Source organism: Flavobacterium praedii, assembly GCF_026810365.1.
Taxonomy (GTDB): domain Bacteria; phylum Bacteroidota; class Bacteroidia; order Flavobacteriales; family Flavobacteriaceae; genus Flavobacterium; species Flavobacterium praedii.
On sequence record NZ_CP113948.1, the window covers coordinates 2,065,896 to 2,083,087 of the forward strand.

General features: G+C 32.3%; 15 protein-coding genes. 3 read left to right on the top strand and 12 right to left on the bottom strand.

Features of this window, described 5'->3' with window-relative positions:
• Nucleotides 1–106: 106 nt before the first annotated feature.
• From OYT91_RS08730 to OYT91_RS08740, 3 genes are all read right to left on the bottom strand, one after another.
• Complete coding sequence (locus OYT91_RS08730; protein ID WP_281240337.1) at nucleotides 107–1,897, bottom strand: TonB-dependent receptor; 1,791 nt, start codon at nucleotides 1,895–1,897, stop codon at nucleotides 107–109.
• A gap of 67 nt (nucleotides 1,898–1,964) precedes the next feature.
• The gene (locus tag OYT91_RS08735) at nucleotides 1,965–2,828 is read right to left on the bottom strand and encodes a PhzF family protein (protein ID WP_281240338.1); all 864 of its coding nucleotides are present in this window, start codon (nucleotides 2,826–2,828) and stop codon (nucleotides 1,965–1,967) included.
• An 8-nt stretch (nucleotides 2,829–2,836) separates the two neighbouring features.
• Nucleotides 2,837–5,851, bottom strand: coding sequence for a tetratricopeptide repeat protein (locus OYT91_RS08740; RefSeq protein WP_281240339.1), 3,015 nt, complete (start codon nucleotides 5,849–5,851; stop codon nucleotides 2,837–2,839).
• A gap of 217 nt (nucleotides 5,852–6,068) precedes the next feature.
• On the opposite strand from OYT91_RS08740, the gene OYT91_RS08745 reads away from it, so the two are divergent.
• Entirely contained in the window at nucleotides 6,069–6,752 is a 684-nt protein-coding gene (locus OYT91_RS08745) for a cell division ATP-binding protein FtsE (RefSeq protein WP_281240340.1), read from the top strand.
• Complete coding sequence (locus OYT91_RS08750; RefSeq protein ID WP_281240341.1) at nucleotides 6,752–7,639, top strand: glycosyltransferase family 2 protein; 888 nt, start codon at nucleotides 6,752–6,754, stop codon at nucleotides 7,637–7,639. Before OYT91_RS08745 ends, OYT91_RS08750 begins: the two co-directional genes overlap by 1 nt.
• Here the strand turns inward: OYT91_RS08750 and OYT91_RS08755 are convergent, their stop codons facing one another.
• Genes OYT91_RS08755 through OYT91_RS08765 form a run of 3 tightly spaced genes read right to left on the bottom strand, consistent with a single transcriptional unit; the run spans nucleotide 7,640 to nucleotide 10,240 of the window.
• Nucleotides 7,640–8,734 carry a glycosyltransferase family 4 protein gene (locus tag OYT91_RS08755; protein WP_281240342.1) on the bottom strand — a complete coding sequence of 365 codons (1,095 nt, stop codon included), beginning with the start codon at nucleotides 8,732–8,734 and terminating at the stop codon, nucleotides 7,640–7,642.
• Nucleotides 8,731–9,135, bottom strand: coding sequence for a sugar 3,4-ketoisomerase (locus tag OYT91_RS08760; protein WP_269222118.1), 405 nt, complete (start codon nucleotides 9,133–9,135; stop codon nucleotides 8,731–8,733). Before OYT91_RS08760 ends, OYT91_RS08755 begins: the two co-directional genes overlap by 4 nt.
• Before the next feature lies 1 nt (nucleotide 9,136).
• On the bottom strand, nucleotides 9,137–10,240 hold the full coding sequence (locus OYT91_RS08765; RefSeq protein ID WP_281240343.1) for a glycosyltransferase: 1,104 nt from the start codon (nucleotides 10,238–10,240) through the stop codon (nucleotides 9,137–9,139).
• Nucleotides 10,241–10,286: 46 nt separating this feature from the next.
• Here OYT91_RS08765 and OYT91_RS08770 point away from each other — a divergent pair, with 46 nt between their 5' ends.
• Nucleotides 10,287–11,189 carry a glycosyltransferase family 2 protein gene (locus OYT91_RS08770; protein ID WP_281240344.1) on the top strand — a complete coding sequence of 301 codons (903 nt, stop codon included), beginning with the start codon at nucleotides 10,287–10,289 and terminating at the stop codon, nucleotides 11,187–11,189.
• Nucleotides 11,190–11,204: 15 nt separating this feature from the next.
• Here OYT91_RS08770 and OYT91_RS08775 read toward each other — a convergent pair whose 3' ends face one another.
• From OYT91_RS08775 to OYT91_RS08800, 6 genes are all read right to left on the bottom strand, one after another.
• Nucleotides 11,205–11,879: an acyltransferase gene (locus OYT91_RS08775; RefSeq protein WP_281240345.1), complete on the bottom strand. Its 675-nt coding sequence runs from the start codon at nucleotides 11,877–11,879 to the stop codon at nucleotides 11,205–11,207.
• A gap of 73 nt (nucleotides 11,880–11,952) precedes the next feature.
• Nucleotides 11,953–13,440, bottom strand: a complete 1,488-nt coding sequence (locus OYT91_RS08780; RefSeq protein WP_281240346.1) for an oligosaccharide flippase family protein — start codon at nucleotides 13,438–13,440, stop codon at nucleotides 11,953–11,955.
• Nucleotides 13,441–13,444: 4 nt separating this feature from the next.
• On the bottom strand, nucleotides 13,445–14,575 hold the full coding sequence (locus tag OYT91_RS08785; RefSeq protein ID WP_281240347.1) for a DegT/DnrJ/EryC1/StrS family aminotransferase: 1,131 nt from the start codon (nucleotides 14,573–14,575) through the stop codon (nucleotides 13,445–13,447).
• Nucleotides 14,572–15,546, bottom strand: coding sequence for a GNAT family N-acetyltransferase (locus tag OYT91_RS08790; RefSeq protein WP_281240348.1), 975 nt, complete (start codon nucleotides 15,544–15,546; stop codon nucleotides 14,572–14,574). Before OYT91_RS08790 ends, OYT91_RS08785 begins: the two co-directional genes overlap by 4 nt.
• A 223-nt stretch (nucleotides 15,547–15,769) precedes the next feature.
• Nucleotides 15,770–16,375 carry a trimeric intracellular cation channel family protein gene (locus OYT91_RS08795; protein ID WP_281240349.1) on the bottom strand — a complete coding sequence of 202 codons (606 nt, stop codon included), beginning with the start codon at nucleotides 16,373–16,375 and terminating at the stop codon, nucleotides 15,770–15,772.
• A 68-nt stretch (nucleotides 16,376–16,443) separates the two neighbouring features.
• The gene (locus tag OYT91_RS08800) at nucleotides 16,444–17,187 is read right to left on the bottom strand and encodes an RDD family protein (RefSeq protein ID WP_281240350.1); all 744 of its coding nucleotides are present in this window, start codon (nucleotides 17,185–17,187) and stop codon (nucleotides 16,444–16,446) included.
• Between the last annotated feature and the right edge of the window lie 5 nt (nucleotides 17,188–17,192).

A 17,192-nucleotide genomic window follows, 5' to 3' on the forward strand; every position in this document is an offset into this window, starting at 1 on the left:
AAAAAAGTCCATAAATACCGTTTCCATGTATGTTTAACCTCAAAAAAAGACAAAGAAACATAGCGCCCTTTGCGTAATTCTTTGCGAACTTTGCGGTTAATTTACTTTAGAAATCAAATTTATAATTTCCTCCCAACATTACTTGAAAACCTTGAACAGGATAATTCAACCATTTTTGATATCCATTATTCATAATGTTATTTACTTTTAAAAAAGTGGTAAATCGTTCACTGTATTTGAATCTCACATTGGCATTCAAATCAAAATAACCGTCTAAAGTTATTGATCCCGGAGCAGTAACATAAACAATGTCTGTATTCAACTGTTGATCTTTTCGTTCACCTACGTAAAACAAATTGATCCCAGCGAACCATTTGTCGGTAACGGCGAAATCAACTTTAGAATTGAATTGAAGCTCTGGTAAATTCCAAGCTTCTGATTGTGTTTTATTGGTATAACTGCTCATCGTTGCATCGGCTTCGACAGTTACTCCTTTCATTAAATCCGCTTTTATTTCTCCGTATAAACGCATTATTTTCATATCATCGTAAATTACCTGAAATGAATTTCCGAAAGCATAATTGGCATTCGTGTCATTTTCATTGTAGTCATTACTTTTGAATAATGCTTTATTTTCATCATATATATATGACGCTTTTATATCATAACTTACCGTACTGGCTAATTTTCCTTTTAATCCTGCGTGAACATCATACAATTCATTTGTTGGTTTAATATATAATGTAGGCGACACGAATGGATTTCCATCCACAAAACTATTATAAGTATTTTGCTGTAAATTCCCAATTGCACTCGCATAAAATATCATCAAATCACCCACTATTTTATAGGAAGCAGTCACCGATGGATAGATATAAAATTTGTTGGTATTATTTTCCTTTCCCATACTGTACAACAAGCCTGCACCAATATCAATCGTCCAATCATCTCTTTTCATTACAAAACTGGGCACTATGCCCAAATTAGTAAAACCATAATTAATGTCTGCAGTATTGGTTTCTAGATAATTTTTCTTAAAACTGCCATCAAGGTAATCAACTATTAATTTGGTTTTTATAGCTTCGTCCATCACGTCAAATTTAAATGTTGGTGTTAGCAAAAAACGATTCTCACTAGAACTAAAAGCATCTGTAAAATGAGTAAGCTCAAGATTAGCCTCTTTTACAATTCCTTCTTCAAACGCAAGATTTCCCCCAGCCGTAATCGTATTGTACGATTGTTGTGGATTAATACCATTTACTAATGCCATACTCTCTGGAAGCGTTAATGAATTTCCAAAACCAGAAGGTAAACCATACCAATTGTAAATTTGATTTTGATAACCCAACTTTACATTCCAATTCATTTGTTGCTCATTAGACCCATAAATCAAATCGATTTTGGTATCATAAAATGAATCGGCAAGATTTACTCCTTTTATTCCGCCTTGAGAAGAATTATGTCGAAACATCCCACCTACATATTCATTATTATTAAGGTCTTCGGTAATATACAATTCAGCGTTCAAAGCACCGTAATTTCCAACACCAAGAGTTGCATAATTTTTGAATAAACGATCTTGTTTTGTCTTTTCAACCCCTTGCGCATTTCCTTTGGAAGGAGAAAAAGTGGATGCCACTGGAAAAGGCAAAATAGAGTATTTCACAATCTCTTTTTTTGCGTTTTCATCCGTTGTAATTACGGGAACTTCTTTTACTTTGAAAGCATCAGAAATTGTTGGAGTAAAAGGCTTTACCACATTTACTACCTCTGTTCCAATATTATCTTTTTTGTCTTGGGCAAATGAAAATTGAGAAAATAGCAAAAGAAAAACCCCGACTCTTCCCGAGAACCTAGATTGCTTATTTACGAATGCTTTTATGTTTTTGATTATCATCTTTGTTTTTTCTCTATTTTCTGACTTCTAATTTCTAATTTCTAACCTCTATTCTCTGCCCTCTCCTCTACACTTCCCATTCTCCTTTTGCAATAAATTGCGTTTTTCCACCAATCTTTATATCAAAATTTCCCTCGGACAATTTCCCTTCAAAATAAATCCTAGAAGGTCTATTAATAAAGTCTCCTTGATGATTAACCATTTTAATTTCAGGTGAATGGTATTTCAAAAGATAGGCTTGCAAACAAGTACTTGCACTCCCAGTGGCTGCATCTTCAATCAATTGATTGTGCTCTATGCAAAACATTCTACTGTAAAGATTTCCTTTTTCAAAACAATAAAAATACAATGCTCTATGGTTCGTTTTGCAATGCCACTGTAACCATTCATTCATTTCACTCAATTCAAAACGTAAACTTTCTAAAGCCTTTATACTATTCAAAGGAACAATTACGAATGCACTTCCAGTAGTTACTTCTTGAATAGAAAATGTATCATCAAAATCAGAAAGGTTTAAATTACTAAAAGATAAAAAATCGGATTTTGAAAAAATATCCAAAAAACGAGGCTGAGCTGATTGCAACCAAACTAAATCTTCTGATTGCTGAATTGGAATTTCACCAATTGGAACTGACAATGTAAAATGCTGAACTTGATTTTCACTCATTTTATTCATCAAAACCCACGAAGTCCCAATAATAGGGTGACCTGCAAACTGCATTTCCTGAGCAGGAGTAAAAATCCTTATAGTTGCGCAATTCTTTTCAGGTTGAATCTGAGTTATAAAAGTACTTTCGGCAAAATTAATTTCGCGCGCTATTTTTTGCATCTCTTCCGTACTCAAACCATCTGAATCCCTAAAAACGGCCAATTGATTTCCAGCATATTTTTTCTCTGCAAAAACATCAACTATATAAAAAGGTATTATCATTGTATTTTCTATTTTGTTATTGATGAATTTGTTTTAGACTCTTCTAGTTTTATTCTATTCAATTCGGTTTTAGCTTCTTCCACCACATCCGAATAATCCGTGAAATTTTCGATTACATTTTCTAAAACATAAGTCGCTTGATAACTGTCTTTCAATCCGTAATAGTTTTTCGCCATTAGAATCAAACCTTTGGCACCAAAATAGCGGTAACTCGAATAGTTTTTGGCTAATTTCTGTATTGCGGCATTCGAAATCTCAAATTTTCCGTCTTTGTTTTTAAAGTAAGCGTCATAATACAAAGCTTCCGCGGCCAATTCGCCTTTGCTTACCGTAAGTAATTTTGCGTAGGCAACTTTGGCTTTGGCTTCATCACCCGATTGCATGGCAGAACGGGCAACAATAATCTGAGCATCGCTTTTTACATTTTCCTCTGCTTTGGGATTGGCCAAAACTTTATCGGCATACACCACCGAATTGGAATAATCATTTGTCTCATAATAACATTTCATCAAATTGGCTTGTGCAAATGTTTTATTTTGGGCAAAATCAGCTTCCTTTTCTAATCGAACTAAATTTGGAATTGCTTTGTCACAATTTTTATCTTTCAAAAATATCTGAGTCAATCGAACCAAGGATTGTTCTGTATATTCACATCGAGGTTGAGCAATAACATATTCATAATTCGGAACCGATTTACTTTCTGAGCCTTCTCCGTAGTACAATTGTGCCAACTGAAAATTAGCCTTAAGAATATGAACACCGTTTGAAAATTTAGTAACATAATTACTGTATCCTGAAATAGCCTGCTTGGTATTATTTAATTCTAATTGTTTTTCGGCAGCTTCAAAAGTATCATTGTCTAAGTCCAAATCGGTAACGGCTACAAAATCCAATGTGCGTACCCAAGTAGCATATTCATCTACTTTTCCATTGTCAACATAAATTAGTCGAGCGGTTGATACTGCTTCATATGCTTCAGGTGTTTTAGGGAAATCAGAAGCTACTTTTTTAAACTTAGTTATAGCCAAATCATCACGATCTGAATTATAATAAATCAATCCTTGACGCAAAATAGCCCTTGAAGTGTACGAACTGTTTTTGAAGCTATTCACTAATTTATCATAGGCTTTTATAGCCAAATCTTGTTTGTTTTCGGCTACATACGTATTTCCTAATTCAAACAAAACATCGTCTTGGTAATCTGATTTTGGATACAATGTCAAAAACGCATTGAGTTCTTCAATTTTTTTGCTGTTCTTGGAAAGAAATCCATAACAAAGCGCTTTTTGAAAATAAGCATAATCAGCGTCTACACTTTTGGATTCTATTACCTTTATATAAGCATCTAAAGCAGATTGATATTTGGTTGTTACAAATCGGCAATCAGCCAAACGCAAGTAAGAATCATTCAGTCGAAATTTATCTATTTTATTATTATCAATCTGATTTTGAAAAGAATTTCCAGCAGAATCGTATTCTTTCAACTTGAAATTGGCGTAAGCAATATTATAATTGATGTTTTTAAATTCAACCGTTTCTTTGGCTTTTGCCAAATCTAAAAACTGCTGATAACTCAACAAAGCTTCTTTAAAATCATCTAAATTGTATTGGGATTCTGCTTTCCAAAAAGTAGCTCGGGTAGTAATAGTAGCTTCCTTTGATTCTTTTACGGCTTTTTCAAACAATGACAATGACTCGTTATAATTTCCCTCATTATACAATTCTAAGCCTCTATAAAAAACCACTTTTTGATAAACAATTCTATTTTCTGGGGTTTTGTTTTTTTCTAATAAAACCAAAGCTTCTTTATAATTTTTGGATGAAATATAAGAATCAATCAACAGTTTTTCAATTACATCGTTATTTGGATTCGTTGGATATTTAGCGATGAAACCCAACAACACTTCAGGTACACTTTGATAGGAATTCCCAATTTCGTAGCTCAATTTAGCATAATTAAAACTGGCGTCTTCTTGCAATTTTAAGTTAAAATTCATTTCGGAAGCATTCTTAAAAGCATTCAAAGCCTGTTGTTTTTTTCCCGATTCCAAATAACTTTCACCCAAATGGTAATAGGCATTTTGGGATATAAAGTCGTTCCCCTCAATAATTTTATTGAATTGTGAAATAGCATTTTCGTAGTCTTTTTGAACATAATAGGCATATCCCAATTGATAAAAATCGGTATTGCTCCATTTTCCTTTTTTTCCTTTATAGGCTACTAAATAAGGAATTGCTTTGTCGTATTGTTTTAAATTAAAGTAGCTTTCGCCAATGATTTTATTTAATTCTGATTTTTCCTCAAGGGTTGAATTTGGCATTGCTTTGATTCCTAAATCAATGGCTTTTTGAAAATCGCCCGATTTGAAACTCATATCCGATTTGAAATAGGATAATTTTTCAGCATATTTTTGATTACCGGAAACTTGATCAAATTGCTTGTTGGCCTCGGTATAATCATCCGATTCATAAGCCATGAAACCCATATAGTATTTGCTTTGGGTTCCGTATTCTTCAGACTTAGTTACTTTACTAAAATATCTTTTTGCTTCTTGAATTTTTTTAGCATTAAAATAAGTGTAGCCTTTTTGAAAATTAAATTTATCCCGATTGCTTTCTACTAATACGCTTTCATCAACTTTATCAAACCATTCCAGTGCTGGTTTATAATCCCCATGATCAAAATAATAGTAAGCTACGTCAATGAAAGCCTGATTTTGTTTTCGACTGGCAGGATAATTTTCTACAAAAGCATTGATAAGTTCTTCGGCATTTTCCTGTTCGGTACGAATGGCACAATTGGCAATATAATAGGCACAATCTGATTGTAGACCATCAGTTGTTGCAGTTTTTTCAACTTGTTTAAAAAGAATTTGCGCCGATGCATATTGCTTGTCTTCGTATAAAGAAAGCGCTTTATCAAAATCTTTTAAAGAATAGGTATTTATCGAAGATTGTTGAGAATAAAGGGACGTTAATTGAACAAAAAAAAGCAATAAAAAAAGTCCAGAAAGTTTACGCATTGTTATTTTTATTTAATGTTCAAATATATTTAATCTGTTTCTATAACGAAAGGCTCGTTGCTTTTATTATAAAGTATTTTTTTAAACGGAATTCATATCAAACAGCGGCATCCAAAGGACAGAATAGTCTGAATTATAATTTGAAATTTAATTTTTGCATTTTACTTTTGAATTTGGATTTTATCTTTTTACTTTTACCCAATAAACAATTTCTATTATGTCACAATCAGTTCTGTCTTTAAAAAACGTAAACATTTACCAAGAAGGAAAAATTATTTTATCTGATGTTAATTTAGAAGTCAACCATGGCGAATTCATTTACATCATAGGAAAAACAGGTTCTGGAAAAAGTAGTTTATTAAAAACATTATATGCTGATTTACCATTAACAGAAGGAGAAGGCAAAATTGTAGAATTTGATTTGGCTACTTTAAAAGAGGATGACATTCCTTTTTTGAGAAGAAAAATTGGAATTGTTTTCCAAGATTTTAAATTATTACCAGATCGTTCCGTAAAAGACAATATGCTTTTTGTTTTGAAAGCAACGGGTTGGGTTGATAAAGAAGAAATGGATGCCAAAATTGAAGAAGTACTTTCTAAAGTAAACATGAAAGATTTTGCCAATAAAATGCCACACCAACTTTCTGGAGGAGAACAACAAAGAGTTGCTATAGCAAGAGCTTTATTGAACGATCCAGAATTTATTCTTGCAGACGAACCAACGGGAAATCTTGACCCTCAGACTAGTATTGAAGTGCTAGAAGTTTTAAGAAAAATCAATGCCAACGGCAAAACAGTTATTATGGCAACTCACGATTATGCCTTGCTAATGAAATTCCCTAGTAAAACCTTAAAATGTGAAGATGCTACCATTTTTGAAGTGGTACAAAGAACGGTGTAATGCTATCGATTCTTATTCCTACGTACAATTACAATGTATATCCGCTTGTTTTAGAATTACATAAGCAATGTTTAGATTGTGGAATTGAGTTCGAAATTTTGTGTCAGGATGATGCATCGAATTCAAATTGGAATATAGATAATCAAAAAATAGAATTCATAAATGATTGTTCTTTTTTTATAAATAATTCCAACCTAGGAAGAGGAGAGAACATCAATTCATTAGTCAAAAAATCGAAATTCGACTGGTTGCTCATCATGGATTGCGATACTTTTCCAACCCAAAATAATTTTATTCAAAAATATTGTGCAGTCATTCCAAATACATCAGTTGTTTTTGGCGGAATTCAATATGTGAATGAAAAACCCAGCAAAGAAGAACTTTTACGTTGGGTTTACGGTAAGAAAAGAGAATCGCTTTCTGTTGAATTTAGAAATAAAAATTCCAATTTCAGGGCATTAACTTCTAATTTATTGATCAAAAAAGAAATTATAGAACAAAATCCTTTTGAAGCAACTATTACAAAATATGGTTATGAAGATCTTTGTTTTTTATCCGAATTAGAAACCAAGAATATTAAAATTTCTCATATTGACAATCCAACTTTTCATTTGAATTTAGAAACTTCTATTCTTTTTTTAGAGAAAACAAGAACAGCTATTGAAAATCTAGTTTACATTGTCAATTCAGATAAATTTTCTACTATTGACAGCAAGATCAATTCGGCTTATATTATTTTAAAAAAGTTAAAATTAGTTACGATAACAACTTTCATTTTCAAGAAAACAGAATCAAAGATAATAGTTAATTTACTTTCTAAAAATCCGTCTCTTTTTCTATTTGATCTTTATAAATTGGGGTACTATTGCAGTATGCAGTCCAAGTAATTATTGCTTTACCAAACTTTCAAAAAGCATTTTCCATTGTTTCATTATAATCTCTAAATCATATTTTCTTACACTCTCTTTCGCATTTTCACCCATTTTTATTCTCCAATTTTCATCATCAATAAGCAGTTCCAGTTTCTTAACGAATGAATCAACATTTCCATCTTCAATCAAAAAACCATTTTCTCCTTCATTTATAATTGCTCTGGGACCAATTGGGCAGTCATAAGCAAGGCAAGGCAATCCTGAAGCCATTGCTTCAAGCAAAACCATTGGAAATCCCTCGGAACGTGAAGTCATAACAAATAGCGCCGAAGACAAGTATTCTTCTGAAATATTTTTTACAGGTTCGTTTAAATTCACATTAAATTCCAATCCTTGTTCTAAAATTGTTTGCTTTAAATCCGTCACCGAACCTCCATAAATATCCAAAATCCAATCGAAATGTTTATCTATCACTTTTTTCCAAATAATTAGTAATCGATCGAGTCCTTTCTCATAAGAATTCCGGGCAACTGCAATTACTTTTTTAGACTTTAAATCTGATAACTCTCCGTTTTGTATCCACGATGGATTAGAAATAACCAAACTATTATTCACATTCCATTCCAGCAAACCTTCATTGGACAACGCTACTAATTTCGAAAATTTATTAGCACTAAAATCTTTGAATTTATACTTGAGCGAACTTTTAAATCTTGAAATTAAATTCGACTTTAATGGTCTTTCTTCAATGTATTTTGAGCCGTGACATTCCAAAACAATTGGGATTTTAGCAAATAGAAAAAATGGAATTGTAAAGGCTTTTAAACCATTATCCGAAACAATAATGACATCGGGTTGAATGGTTTGAATTTTCGATTTTAAAGAGTTCCGATAAGAATTAAAGAAATTAAAAATCGTTCCCTCCAGCATCATATCATGAAAAACAATCTTTTCGTTGAAAGAATAGAATAATGGAAAGTTCCCATGATTTTGGGTAAGAACATGAACTTCATACCCAAAATTCTCGATAAGGTAATTTAGTTTTAAAGACAAAACTCTGGCGACCCCACCTTCATTATTTAATTTAGGAACTATATACAGCAACTTCATTTTTTGGAAATCAAGAATTCATCAAAGTCTCTTATATAATCCTCTTCCAAAAAATCATCCGAAGCCAAAACCAAACACACAGCACCCGAAGAAAAATTTTCAAGCTCCCGCCAAATCCCCGTTGGAATCAATAGGCCAACATTCGGTTTATTCAACAAATAACGCTTCTCTTCAATTCCGTCATTTACGGTTACTTCAAAACTACCACTCAAAGCGATTAGTACTTCCTGTTGATTGATATGAGCATGCCCTCCTCTAAAAGCAGTACTTGGCACATCAAAAAGATAATAAACCCGCTTGAATTCAAAGGGCAAAAAATCACTTTGAATGATTCCTAAATTCCCTCTTACATCTTCAACAACCGGTATTTTTAATACTTGAATCTCATTTATCGTTTCCATATTAAATTGTCTTGATTTGCATTAAATCCAACCATTGTTTTCCTATTGTATCCAACAAAAAGCGAGTTACACTTTCTTTTGCATTTTGTTTACAATGTTGATATACTATTTCATTCTCCACCAATACATTCATTGCTTCGGTTAGTTTTTCTGTATTTTGGTCTTCTACGAGAATTCCATTTTTATAATTAATAATCATTTCACCTGGTCCACAAGGACAATCAAACGAAACAACTGGAGTACCGCAGGCCAATGATTCCAATATAACATTTGGCAAGCCCTCATTTTTACTACTCAAAACTAAAAATCGAGCGTTTTTTAAATAGTTGAAAGGATTATTTTGGTACCCTAAAAAGTGAACAAAATCAACCACATTAGATTCTTTTGCTACTTTTTTCAATCCTTCACTATCTCCTTCGCCCACTATTACAAGATGAATTTGTTTGTTCTTTAAAACAGAATTGGCATAACTCAAGATCAATTTGTCAAACTGTTTTATATTATTTTCATATTGTCCAATTGCAATTATAAAGTCAAAATCTACAGCAATTGGTTCATCATACTTTTCATAAATCTCTTCTAAATTAACTGGATTTGGAATCCTAATTACATTCTTCAATTGATGTTTTTTGACTATCAATTCTTCCATTTGATTGGTTATTGCCACATTGGCATAACAATGGTTGTACATTAATCGTGTCAACCAAGAATTATTGGGCATATAATGGTCAATCAAAAAACTGTGAACTGTAAAAATTGTTTTAGCATTATACATAAATCTAGCCAAAACCAATTCCTGTATGACTTTGGTTCGAAATCGAAAATCAATTATAAAATCAAAATCATTTTCTTTAAGATACTTTCTCAAGGAATCCAATCGTTTCATCTTATTGAAAAAGCCATTACTTTTATTCTTCAACAAACCCAAATTGACCAATTTCCCAGAATACGGATACGAAACTTCATCCAAAACAATGATAATATGAACATCAATATTGTTTTTAGCAAAGAAAACAGACAAATTCGCCATCACTTTATCACTGCCGCCACCACTTAATCGATAACCGATTAATGCAATTTTATGTTTTTTGTGCCGCAATATCATTTTCGTTTTGTTATTTTCGTTTCAAATATAACTATTTTAAAAAATAATGCAGAACAATCCACTCGTTACTATTATTTGTTTGTGCTACAACCACGAATCTTACGTAGTTGAGACTTTGAATTCTGTCATTAACCAATTGTATCCTTCTATTGAACTTATTATTGTTGATGATTGCAGTAGCGATAACTCAAAAACAATTATTACAACTTGGCTTGAAAAAATTCCTGAAATTCAGTTTATCGCCAATGAAACCAATTTAGGAAATACAAAATCATTCAACAAAGCGCTAAAACTAGCCAAAGGAGAATATGTAATTGACTTGGCTGCTGATGATGTGCTATTGCCTAATTGTGTGGCGTTGCAAATTAATGCTTTCAAAAATAGTCAATACACAAACCTTGGAGTTGTTTACGGTAATGTTGAATTAATTTCGGAAAAGGGAACCTTTGACTCTTATTATTTCCCTGTAAACAATCAAAAAAAAGCAATAGAAAACCGAATTACGGGAGACATTTATCAATCGGTTCTTTCTGGTGGTAATAGTATTTGTTCGGTATCGGCAATGATTAAGAAAACCGTATTAGATCATTTACAAGGTTATGATGAAAAACTTGCATATGAAGATTTGGATTTTTGGATACGGGCTTCTCGTGTTTATGAATTTGATTTTATCGACGAACCTCTTGTTCAAAAACGAATAGTTGCTAATTCACTTGGAAGTGATTTCTTTAAAAAAAGGGATAACCGAGCCAGAAAAATAAATCATTCTACTTACTTAATCCTAAAAAAAGCAATAGCACTAAACCAAACCAGAACTGAAGATTTGGCTATTCAAAAAAGAGTTCATCACGAAATTATTCACACCTTACGAATCAATGATTTTGGCTTGTTTCTAAAGCTTATCGAATTGCGGGTTTTGTTGATTAAAAGAAAAGTATTTCGCCATTAACCCCTTTTTTTCAATCTAAACAATCAATATTTCATCCAAAGCACTTCTTTCCCCTTCCCAATCTCTTGAAATATTTTTTCTAATTAATTTTGCAGGAATTCCTCCAATTAGAATATTGGTTCCCCCTTTAGAATAATCTGAATTGCACAAACTATTAGAAGCAATTGTACAATAATCTGGTGTTTGGGTTTTTGACATTATAGAAACTCGATTCCCGAAATAATTGTAATTCCCTAAACAAATTGGAGCTGTAATCGGGAATCTTTCGCCTGTAAGTGTATCTATCATTTGATGGAAATTGGTGTCCATTATTTGTGACTCGGAACCAATACGGCAATAATCCCCTAAGACTATTTTTTCGATACAAATCAATTTACCATTGGAACCTAAAGACGACATATGCCCAAGTTCACAAGAACCTTTTTCTCCTACGTAAACAAAATAATCTTTCCCAAATTGCACATGACCCTTAAAAATCATTTTCCCCTCAATAAAAACTTCGGCAATTCCTTTATGCAAGGTATTCATTTCATAAGGCTGACCAAAACCTATCATTCCACGTTTCACATTTCCTTGAATTATAATTTCTCCTTTTATCGAACTGAATTTTACTCTCCCATAGAAAAAAACTGGAAGCTTTTTTGCAATTGAAAAAGGGAATTTTTTCCAATTGAAATAAAGCGTTTTCATCCAATTTACTTTAAAATAAAACCTGATTTTATGATAAATCGTTCGCAGTTTTCGATATTTATTTTTAGCAAAATCAATCATTTTTTCTCTTAGTTATCGAATTAAATAAAAATTTAAAACCTATTTTTTTATTCAAATGATATAAAACAAATCCTAAAGACAGTAATATCATTACTGCCATCAAGCTATATTTTAAAATTGGATTTGGAATAAATCGCATAAAAAAAGTGGCAACACACATGATGATGCAAATCAAATAAGCACAATAAAATTCAGCATCAAAATAGAAATCATACCTCATCTTTGTAATTATTTTTATGGCAATTAAGTGTATCAAGTAGTAAATCAAAAAACTAAACCCCAATCCTTCTAATCCATAAAAATAATACCCAAGCATATTTAAAATAACAGACAAAAAGTTAAATCCTAAAGCGGTTTTAATAAATACATTCGAATCACCTTTGGCGATTAATATATAACCCATTGACCATGAAACTGCCCGAAACAACATCGCCAGTATTCCAAAACACACCATCGGTATAATCGAAACAAACTTTGAAGTGTATAAAATTTTTATGATAAGCGGAACAAAAGTCAAAAATAGAATTATTATTGGAGTTATGATAAAGATGGACATGTAAGATTGTTCCATTACGCTAACTCTGATTTTTTTGTTATCGTTACAAATTGAAGATAATTTTGGAAAATAATCGGTACTCATAACTGTAAAAACAATTCCGACATACGAATTCAGTAATGTAAAACCCGCATTATAAAAACCGACTTCTTTCAGTCCTCCACTCTTTCCAACATAAATCTGAATGAGGTATGATGCCAATAAAGTCAATAATCCACTTAATGTCAGCATTATTCCGAGTTTGATAATGCTTTTTCCCTCAACGAATAATTGAGCATTAGAAATAGCTGTTTTCTCAATTTTAATATTTCTGGAATAATAAAAAGACACCAACAAAGAAGAAACAGAAGTTACCACAATCGTTGGCACAATAGCGTCAATTCTATAAAAGTAAAACAACGGGATGGAGAACAACAATCCTATCAAATTTCCATAAAAATTAGCTTTCGCTAATATTTTTAACTTCCGCAATCCTTGAAAGACCACCATTTGTCCAACAGACAACTGCTTAAACAACAAAGTTATTGACAAATAAATAAACAAATAGGTATAATTTGAATTCCCAAAAGTAAGCTCACTCAAACAGCTTGAAAACGATGCAACCACCAAGCTTCCAAAAATTCCAGTTACAAATGCAATTTTTTTAACTATTGCAATTATTGGCGAAACACTGTTTATATCGGCTGAATTATACAGTTCTGAAATATGTTTTATGGCGCTGGTTTCAATTCCTAAACCAGTAACACCGCTGACCATATTCAATGCCGAATTCAACAACGAAATAATTCCCATTCCTGCCGGACCAATAAATATCGCAATCAGTTTTGTTCTAACAATTGAAATAATAATATTTAAAAATTGCATTCCACCAAAAATAGAGGTTGCTTTTACAATTTGCAGGTATGAAGATTTACTTTCCGTCAAAATTTTAATATTTATTTAAAATTGTGACAAAGTAACTCACCTCATCCATTGTCAAAACAGGACTTATTGGCAAACTCAAAACTTCCCGATGTATTTTTTCGGTTATGGGAAAAGATAAATCATTCCAAGATTCCATTGCCTTTTGTTGGTGAGGTGGAATAGGATAATGAATCATGGTTTCGATATTGTTTTTTGCCAAATACTTTTGTAAATCCTCTCTATTTTGGGTTCGAATAACAAAAAGATGAAAAACATGATTGCTGCTTAAATCCCAAAAAGGCAACGTAATTTTATCATTTTTCACTTCAGACAAATAACGTTTGGCTATAATTCTACGCTTTTGATTATCGGAATCCAAATTGGGTAATTTCAAGTTTAAAAAAGCGGCTTGCAATTCATCGAGCCTAGAATTTACGCCAATAAAATCATTGTGATATTTAATTTCTGAGCCATAATTACGAAGTGCTTTTATTGTTTTGGCAAGATCGGCATCATTTGTCACTACTGCTCCACCATCACCAAGAGCTCCAAGATTTTTTCCGGGATAAAAACTATAGGCAGCAGCCCCCCCCGCCCCCGAAGGGGGAGCTTTTCTAAACTTTTCCATTCCTGCTTTGGGGGTTAGGGGGCTTTTTGCTCCAGCCGATTGCGCAGCATCTTCGACTACAATTAAATTATTTTGAATGGCTATTTTATTTATGGCATCCATTTCGGCCAATTGACCGTAAAGATGAACAACGAGAATAGCTTTGGTTCTCGGTGTTATTTTGTTTTGAATTAAACTTGGATCAATATTATAGGTCTCCAACTTTGGCTCGACCAAAACTGGCACTAAATCGGCTTGAAGGATAGCGAGTATGCTGGCAATATACGTATTGGCGGGCACAATAACCTCATCGCCTTTCTGTAGTTTACCCAGTTGAATATAGGCTTTAAAAATAAGTGTTAGTGCATCCAAACCATTCCCAACTCCAATGCAAAATTGAGCTCCACAATATTGAGCAAAATTGGTTTCAAATACCTGAACTTCTTTTCCTAAAATATACCAACCGCTGGCTAAAACCGATTTCAATTTTTCTTGAAAAGCGGTTTCATAGGGTTCGTTTATTTTTTTTAAGTCTAAGAATTGTATCATTTTATGGCGCTCTCGATTTTACTATAGTTTTTTGTGCTAATTTTTATAAAATTTTGTATCATCGATTTTGCTCCAAAACTTTCTTTCCAATAGGCCAAACCTGTATTTAAAAAACATCCGTTTTCTTCAGAACAATTTCCGAAACTAATGTATTTTTTATCAGAATATTTTTGAATAATAAAATCAAAAAGCGCATCCAAAGAGGCGGTATCATTCCGATCTTCATCACCAGAACTATATTGAAAATGAACTACGTTTTCCATTACGAAAACAACAACTCCTGCTTTTATAATTCCTGATAAGTAAGCATTGTATAATTTGATTTGATTAGGAAATAATGCTGCTAGAAGACTTATTTCAGTAAGTGTATGAACTGGTGCAACATTATACCGTGCCTTTAAATTCGGTATTAAAATTTGATTCCAAAAATCTTCATAGTCATTTTCCAATCGAACTTCGATTCCCTTTTCATTTGCTACTTTTAAAGCACGTAATCTATTTCTATTCGGTTTATAACCTTGCTCGTTATCTATTACCATATGCAAATCGGAACGATAAATTTCTCCTTTCATTAAATAAGTAACATAATCAAATTCCTCAGAAAAAGCTTTATTATAAATTTTTGGCAATTGTTTCAAATAAATAGACTCTATTTCATTTGAATTTAAAAACCGCATCAAAGTCGCTACAAGAATCAAATACTCTTTTATTTTGATATTTTTTTTTATCACAATTGAACCATAACTCAAACCCTGATGGGAATAAATAACCTTACCAACTCTATTGGCTGGCAAAACCGCAACTAACTTTTTTTCCTCAAAAACCATTAGGGAATAATCCTCAAAACGATCATTATGATAGTCCATGAAATCACGATGAAACAAGAATGTAGCATTTTTGGCTCGACTAATAAAATCATTCCAAATGCTATAGTGTTCCTTTTGGTAACGTTTTACGATGTAGTTTTTCACAGGTAAAGTTTAAAGACTGGAAAAGTACACAATTAGGGTAATATTTTGAATAGGAAAAGTAAAAAACTACTTTATCAGCACAAAATTTCTTGTTTACTTGCGAGAGGGATAGCGCCAAATTACCGAAGTAATGGCAATAGCCCGACCGCATTAAGGAAAGTGGCCGAATAAGCGGGTTGTATATTGGGCCACTGTCCTTAATGTGGTCTCGTCCAAACGTTTTTTATCGTTTATGATTTATAGGTGATAATTGCCATTTGTATTTTTTGGCTAATAAACGAACCATGATGATGAACAAAGAGGTGATTAAATACAGAATGTCATTATCTATATTCATAGTTCTGAGGGTAAAAAAAACAATTCCACCAAGAATACAGATGGTAGCATATACTTCTTTGCGAAAAATAACTGGGATTTCTGTACACAATATATCTCGTATTACGCCCCCAAAACAAGCTGTTAGGGTTCCTAATGCTATACAAATTACAGGATGAAGATTGTATTCTATTCCTTTTTGTATGCCGATAAGTGTAAAAACGCCCAATCCGATGGTATCGAATAATGCGAGCGATTTGCGTAATTTATCCAATCTTTTTCGGAAAATTATGGTCAAAAGAAAACCCAAAGTAATGACGTAAACATAATTTAGATCTCGCATCCAGCCAACTGGAGTTCGGCCAATTAAAACATCACGTAGCGTTCCTCCTCCAACTGCAGTTACAAATGCAATTATAAAAACACCAAAAGGATCTAATTTTTTGTTCATTGCTGTTAAAGCGCCTGACATAGCAAACGCCATAGTTCCTATGATGTCAAGTAGATAAAACATGGAGATTTCTGTTTATAGATTGCAAATTTTGTTTTAACAAATTGTTTTTTTTTAATTATAAAAATCTGTTACATATTTTGGGTATAAAAATTATAATCTTTTAAAATTGTTTTTATAAATGCAATTTGATTTGTTGTTTGCATTTTGATACCTGTTACACTTTGAATTTTATTGGATAATTTTTGAATGGTTTCTAAATCGCCATTTTTTTCTGCAATTAAAAAAGTTTCTTTTATTATTCGCATATCGTTATCTGAAAGTTTTATCACTAATGGATAAACGGGCTGATAGGCATCTCCTATTTCTTCAAGAATTGTACTATCGATTGTCACATTGTTTTTTAGTGTAATCACTGCTGTACCTGCTGCAATATCACCCATACGACGTGTTTTGTCATTGACTATCATCGCTACTAATCCTATTAGTCCTCCTAGCATATTATTTTCTATAATTCTAAAAAGCCAACGAATAAGATAATCTCCGAAACTGGCTTGATAGCCTTCTATTTTTACAACTTTTATTTTTAATAATTTTTTACCGATGGTTTGCCCTTCAAAAATGCTTTCGAGGGTTACCGAATAAATCATTACTGGAAAGAAAAAAATGATAATCACCGCCATTCTAGACCACATGTCAACAGATTCCAATAATTTGGAAAAGCCCAACAAATTAAAGAAAAAATAAATAACAACAATACAATAGGCCACCTTTATAAAAAAATCCAACATACTAGCCGACATTCTTTCACCAACAGAAGCGGCTTTAAAATTTATAGCAACATTTTGTGTAGTACTTATGGTTAATTCTGACATATTTC

Coding starts and splice junctions, on each gene's coding strand:
- OYT91_RS08785 (WP_281240347.1), bottom strand. CDS start 14,575: ATGATACAATTCTTAGACTTAAAAAAAATAAACGAACCCTATGAAACC.
- OYT91_RS08770 (WP_281240344.1), top strand. CDS start 10,287: ATGCAGAACAATCCACTCGTTACTATTATTTGTTTGTGCTACAACCAC.
- OYT91_RS08730 (WP_281240337.1), bottom strand. CDS start 1,897: ATGATAATCAAAAACATAAAAGCATTCGTAAATAAGCAATCTAGGTTC.
- OYT91_RS08775 (WP_281240345.1), bottom strand. CDS start 11,879: ATGAAAACGCTTTATTTCAATTGGAAAAAATTCCCTTTTTCAATTGCA.
- OYT91_RS08745 (WP_281240340.1), top strand. CDS start 6,069: ATGTCACAATCAGTTCTGTCTTTAAAAAACGTAAACATTTACCAAGAA.
- OYT91_RS08800 (WP_281240350.1), bottom strand. CDS start 17,187: ATGTCAGAATTAACCATAAGTACTACACAAAATGTTGCTATAAATTTT.
- OYT91_RS08750 (WP_281240341.1), top strand. CDS start 6,752: ATGCTATCGATTCTTATTCCTACGTACAATTACAATGTATATCCGCTT.
- OYT91_RS08735 (WP_281240338.1), bottom strand. CDS start 2,828: ATGATAATACCTTTTTATATAGTTGATGTTTTTGCAGAGAAAAAATAT.
- OYT91_RS08755 (WP_281240342.1), bottom strand. CDS start 8,734: ATGAAGTTGCTGTATATAGTTCCTAAATTAAATAATGAAGGTGGGGTC.
- OYT91_RS08795 (WP_281240349.1), bottom strand. CDS start 16,375: ATGTTTTATCTACTTGACATCATAGGAACTATGGCGTTTGCTATGTCA.
- OYT91_RS08740 (WP_281240339.1), bottom strand. CDS start 5,851: ATGCGTAAACTTTCTGGACTTTTTTTATTGCTTTTTTTTGTTCAATTA.
- OYT91_RS08760 (WP_269222118.1), bottom strand. CDS start 9,135: ATGGAAACGATAAATGAGATTCAAGTATTAAAAATACCGGTTGTTGAA.
- OYT91_RS08765 (WP_281240343.1), bottom strand. CDS start 10,240: ATGATATTGCGGCACAAAAAACATAAAATTGCATTAATCGGTTATCGA.